The sequence below is a fragment of the Anaerocolumna sp. genome (assembly GCF_032079385.1).
In the GTDB taxonomy this organism is placed as follows: domain Bacteria; phylum Bacillota; class Clostridia; order Lachnospirales; family Lachnospiraceae; genus Anaerocolumna.
Window position 1 is genome coordinate 105,125 of sequence record NZ_DAMAUC010000014.1, and the last position, 6,000, is coordinate 111,124.

The 6,000-nt window shown below is 34.1% G+C and carries 5 protein-coding genes and 1 rRNA gene; 5 read left to right on the plus strand and 1 reads right to left on the minus strand.

Going from position 1 to position 6,000, the window contains the following annotated elements; translation table 11 throughout:
* The first annotated feature begins 14 nt into the window (after positions 1–14).
* The 5 genes from RT261_RS12865 (at position 15) to RT261_RS12885 (ending at position 5,534) form a co-directional block, all read left to right on the plus strand.
* Positions 15–296, plus strand: coding sequence for a hypothetical protein (locus RT261_RS12865; RefSeq protein ID WP_313133036.1), 282 nt, complete (start codon positions 15–17; stop codon positions 294–296).
* 233 nt (positions 297–529) lie between these two features.
* Complete coding sequence (locus RT261_RS12870; protein WP_313133037.1) at positions 530–2,254, plus strand: FMN-binding protein; 1,725 nt, start codon at positions 530–532, stop codon at positions 2,252–2,254.
* A 346-nt stretch (positions 2,255–2,600) separates the two neighbouring features.
* On the plus strand, positions 2,601–2,990 hold the full coding sequence (locus RT261_RS12875) for an FMN-binding protein (protein ID WP_313133039.1): 390 nt from the start codon (positions 2,601–2,603) through the stop codon (positions 2,988–2,990).
* Between the two features lie 396 nt (positions 2,991–3,386).
* Positions 3,387–4,679 carry an MFS transporter gene (locus RT261_RS12880; RefSeq protein WP_313133041.1) on the plus strand — a complete coding sequence of 431 codons (1,293 nt, stop codon included), beginning with the start codon at positions 3,387–3,389 and terminating at the stop codon, positions 4,677–4,679.
* Positions 4,680–4,709: 30 nt separating this feature from the next.
* The gene (locus RT261_RS12885; RefSeq protein WP_313133042.1) at positions 4,710–5,534 is read left to right on the plus strand and encodes a glycerophosphodiester phosphodiesterase family protein; all 825 of its coding nucleotides are present in this window, start codon (positions 4,710–4,712) and stop codon (positions 5,532–5,534) included.
* Between the two features lie 374 nt (positions 5,535–5,908).
* Here RT261_RS12885 and RT261_RS12890 read toward each other — a convergent pair.
* Positions 5,909–6,000, minus strand: a 23S ribosomal RNA gene (locus RT261_RS12890); the annotation flags it as partial.

Genomic DNA, 6,000 nt, shown 5'->3' on the forward strand with positions numbered 1-6,000 from the left:
TGCTGTAGAATATTTTGTTAAAACCTACAAGGGCAGGACAAAATATTTTACAGCATTTATTATTTGTTCTCTTTCATTTTTTCTCTTTATTGCTATACAAGAAATATACCGATAAAGACGTTAATGAAGCCATCGATACTTGCGGATTAAGGGAATTTGTTAATAATCTCTCAGATGGTTTAAATGCCATACTCTATGATAATGGTAAAAATGTATCAGGTGGTGAGCGAAGCAGATTGGTAATTGTCAGAGATTTATATGACCGCGTTTTAACAGTTAAAAAGAATATTTTTTAATAATGCAAAATTAGTATTATGGTTTTTATTAAAGCCTTCCATGGGATTTCTTCATTACATATTATGTAAAAAAATGAATGGTTATTAATTAAAATGTTATTTTTTTAACTACAGATTATTGACCTGAATGTAAAATATGGTATAATGTACTTGCTAGTTTGTTAATTACTTGACGTTTTAACATTATATTTACAGTTCTTTACCCAGAGGCTGTAAAAATCTTAGGAGGGCTTATGAAAAAAGTATTATTATCTTTACTATGCTTAGTTGCACTAACTAGTATGGTTGCATGTTCCAAAGGCAAGAAGGGCACTGAAGAGGGTAAAACACCTGAAACTTCTAATGACGAAGTTGTAACGTTAACAGGAACAGGAAAAGGTTTTGGAGGACCAATCACAGTTACTGTTAAGAAACAAGGAGATAAGATTATCTCTGTTGATGCTGTTGGCGAAAAAGAAACACAAGGAATCGGTACCAATGCACTTGATCAACTTCCTAATAAAATTGTAGATGCAAACTCTACTGAAGTTGACGTTGTTACATCTGCTACTATTACCAGCCAAGGTATTATTGATGCAGTTAATAATGCCTTAGATCCTGAAAAATATCCGGCTCCACAGGAAGAATCCAAAGAACCGGAAAAACCAGAAGAAGTTACCGCTGCAAAAGTTTTCCAAGGGTTTGGTGTTTCTAATATGGGTAGATTAGGCCCTGGTAAAGACGATACAGATACTCAAGTTTACAGTATCAACCAGGTATTTGCTCATACTTTATTTGATGAAGAGGGTAAAATCCTTTCTCTTCAGGTAGATGTTCTAGAAGTTGCAACACCTAACTATGATGGAGATGGAATGCCTCATTTTAGTGGTTTCCCAGGTCAAGGTGGATATAATTATGATGAAAATCATGATGGCAAAGTTGAGGGTAAGACAAAAGATACAGATGACAACTTCTTAGCAGAAGTAAACGGCTGGGTAACAAAGAGAGAACGCGGAGATGCTTATCGTATGAATTCCGGAACATGGGCTTCTGAAATGGATACATACGAAAAAGTATTCGTAGGAATGACAGTTGAAGAAGTGGAACAATGGTTTACAAAATATACTTCCGACCTTAATGGAAGACCTTTAGTAGCTGATTCTGATAAACCAGAAGATCAGACTAAATATGAAAAATTAACAGATGATGAAAAAGCAATGCTAGTTGATGTTGTTTCCGGCGCAACTATGAGTCTTAACGATGGACATGGTAATATCATTGAAGCGATTAAAGATTCTTATGAAAACCGCGTTGGTATAGATATCACTGCTGCTGCTTCCCAAGGATTTGCAGTTGTAAGTGCACCTAGAGTAGGTCCTGGAAAAGATGACACAGATACACAAGTTTATAGTGTAAGTCAGGTATTAGCAAATACACTATTTGATAAAGATGGTAAAATCGTTGCTTTATATGTAGATACTTTAGAATATGCAACACCTAACTATGATGGTGCAAGCATGCCTCACTTTACCGGATTCCCAGGTCAGGCTTATAATAATGATGAGAATCATGACGGCAAAGTTGATGGTCAAATTACAGCTACTGATGATACATTCTTAGCTGAAATTAATAGCTGGGTAACAAAGAGAGACCGTGGAGAAGAATATAGAATGGGTACCGGAACATGGGCTTCCCAAATGGATGCTTTCCAAAAACTTTTCATTGGAAAGACTGCAGCAGAAGTTGAAGAATGGTTTGCAAAATACACTTCTGATTTAAACGGCAGACCATTAAAAGCTGACTCTGACCAAGCAGAAGACAAGGCTAAGTACGATAAATTAACAGATGATGAAAAAGCAATGTTAGTTGATGTAGTATCCGGCGCTACTATGAGTCTAAACGACAGTCATGGTAATATTATCGGAGCAATTAAGAAATCCTTCGAAAATCGTGCTAATATTGATTTAACAATTAAATAATTAATAATAATGTCATTCTGAGCCTATATGGGAAAGAATCTCTTGAAAAAGCAGATTCTTTGAGCATAATTAAGTGATATAAGCTGCTCTCAGAATGACTTTTTTATGTCCTGAGCTGATGATATACTTTATATATTTCCATATATTTTGATTTTCTTATGCTTCTTTGAGTTCTTACCCTTTATTTCTATTGTTCAGATCATGTAAAAGGTTATTTTTTTACTATACATTATTGACCTATATGCAGAATATGGTATAATATAGTATCAAGTTTGTTAATTACTTGACGCTTAAAACATTATATTTACAGTTTTTTCAAAAACTGTAGGAACCTTTAGGAGGGCTTATGAAAAAAGTATTATTATCACTACTATGTTTAGTGGCAGTTACCAGTATGGTTGCGTGTTCAAAGGGCGAGAAAGGAACTGAAGGTGGTAAAACATCTGAAACTTCTAATGAAGCAGTAACATTAACAGGAACCGGTAAAGGGTTTGGTGGACCAATCACAGTTACTGTTAAGAAAGAAGGAGATAAGATCATCTCTGTTGAAGCTGTTGGTGAAAAAGAAACCGAAGGTATTGGTACCAATGCAATTGATCAGCTTCCTGATAAAATCGTAGAAGCTAATTCAACTGATGTTGACGTTATTGCATCTGCTACAGTTTCAAGTCAAGGTATTATTGATGCAGTTAATAATGCCTTAGATCCGGAAAAATATCCAGCTCCACAAGAATAAATAGAACTGGAAACAGCACAAAAAACAGGGGATACATTGTGATTAATGAAACATATAAAAAATCCTCTAACACCGAGCTAATATTAACTTAACAATTTAATAATTAATACTTATAATGTCATTCTGGTCCTGTAAGACGAAGAATCTATTAAAAAGTAGATTCTTTGAGCATAATTAAACAAGATAAGCCGCTCACAGAATGACATCTTTCTGTCCTGAGGGCTGTAGTGTACATTACATATTCCCGAATCCTATACTTCTATATCTCTTCTGCCTTTTAAGTTTTTCTCATTCCCCATAATCATTTAATTCATGTAAAGATTATCCTTACCCATTGTTTGTGCATGAAAGAAGTGATATAATTATGTCATAAAAATTTAATAAGGAGGAGTACCTTTGAAAGCTACGAGACTTAATTATGTACGTACTTTTTTTATTGGTTTTGCATTTTTATCAATCTGTGCTTTTTGGCAGCTCTACGATAATATTATTCCTTTGATATTATCCAACACTTTTCACCTGGATGAAATATTAACCGGTGTAATTATGGCCCTGGATAATGTTCTGGCATTATTTTTATTACCCCTATTTGGTGCATTTTCCGACAGAATCAACACAAAATTAGGCAAACGGACTCCATTTATTATTGTGGGTACTCTTTTTGCGGTCTTATTTATGATGTTTATTCCATATGCAAATAAGACGCACAATTTTATGCTATTCTTCATATCATTAGGAGTAGTACTAATAGCTATGGGATCTTACCGCTCCCCTGCCGTAGCCCTTATGCCGGATGTAACTCCAAAGCCTCTAAGGAGTAAAGCAAATGCTGTTATAAATCTTATGGGTACTTTGGGTGCTATCTACACTTTAATTATGGTTAAGTTAACAATTCCTAAAGTAGAGCATCCTGATTATACTTTGGCTTTCTTAGCAATTGCTATCGTTATGGTAGTGGCCATTATTATACTGGTTGCTAATATTCGAGAGAATGCATTAGCAAAAGAAATGGCTGAACCCAATACCAATGAGGAAGCAAATGAGGAAGTAGAAACTGTCTCTTCTATCAATGAAGATTCAAAAACCCTTCCGCCGGAGGTAAAGAAAAGCTTATTCTTTATACTTGCTTCCATATTCTTATGGTTTACAGCATATAACGCGGTAATTACAGCTTTCTCACGATATACTATGAAAGTGTGGAATTTACAAGGCGGTGGTTTTGCAGATCCATTGATAGTAGCTACTGGCGCTGCTACAATTAGTTACATACCCATTGGTTTTCTTTCCAGCAAATTTGGCAGAAAGAAAACCATACTTGGTGGTATTATATTAGTTACCGTTTCTTATTTATGCGGTACTTTATTCATAACCTACTCACCCCTTATTAATGTTGTATTTGCCGTAACAGGAATAGGCTGGGCAGCCATTAATGTAAATTCTTATCCAATGGTTGTAGAAATGGTCAGTGGCTCCGATGTAGGAAAATACACCGGATTATATTATATATTTTCCATGCTGGCACAAACATTAACACCGATTATGTCCGGTGCTTTTCTTAAAATTTCATACCGTACACTATTTCCATACGCATTTGTATTCTCCGTACTGTCATTTTGTACTATGCTATTTGTAAAGCATGGAGATTCAAAGCCTATAAGAAAGGCAAGTACATTAGAAGAATTTGACTAAAATATTAGTTTTATTTACTCAGGAGGAATTATGTTTATTTATATTTTACTTGTTATCCTTATTATCTTATCTATACTGTATCTGATAGCTATTGCACCTAAGTTAATTCACCGACATGATTTTACGCCTTGGCAAGGCTGGCTTTACGCACATAGAGGTCTTCATCAAGATAATAGCAAATCACCGGAGAACTCCCTGGAAGCTTTTAGGCTAGCTATTAAACATGGATATGGTATCGAAATAGATATTCAACTTACAAAAGATAACATTCCGGTAGTATTTCATGACTATTCCTTAACCAGAGTATGTGGTATTAATAAGAATGTAAACGAACTTACTTTTGAAGAATTACAAAAAATAAAGCTTTGCCAATCCCAAGAAACCATTCCTTCTCTACAAGAGGTATTAGATATGGTGAATGGGCAAGTTCCATTGATTATCGAATTTAAAGTAGAAACCATTAATACTACTTTATGTAATATTGCAGCGCCGATACTGGATAACTATAAAGGGCAATATTGTATTCAATCTTTTAACCCATTAGTACTGCAATGGTACCGTAAAAACCGTCCTGACGTTATGAGGGGACAATTGGCCAGTAATCTAATTAAAGATAAAGAAAAAGGAAGTTCTGTTCTGCAATTTATATTGCAAAATTTATTATTTAATTTTATTACAAAACCGGATTTTATTTCTTATAATCACATTCATCATTATATGCTATCACTGGTTATATGCCGCAAATTATACAGCACTCCAACCTTTGCGTGGACCATTAATTCTCAGAATGAATTAAATAAGAGCAAGAAATGCTTCGATTTCTTCATATTTGAACAATTTATACCGGAGCAATAAATAAGGATTAAAAACCCCTTTCTATTAGCAGATTGATAAAAGTTGCTAGTAGAAAGGGGTTTATAAAATATTAATGCAATATATAATATTAATGCAATATATAATATTAATGCAATATAAAGCGCTAATATAATATAGAACTCAAATGATTTCGCTTAAAAATCTGGTTGTAAGAAAGTTTTTCTTTAACATGTTCTTCAATTTTACAAGTCTTTTAAAATAACAAAAAGACTATACAACTGATCTCTTGTTTCAGCTATATAGTCTTTACCCTTATACATTCAAAACTGCACATTCAATTATTATAGACTCACATCTTATTTAATCCATATACCATAAACAACTTCAAATTTATATCATATGAAACTTGTTTTTAGGTCAAGCCCTCGACCTATTAGTATTAGTCAGCTGCGTACATTACTGCACTTCCACCTCTAACCTATCTACCTCGTCGTCTTCGAGGGGT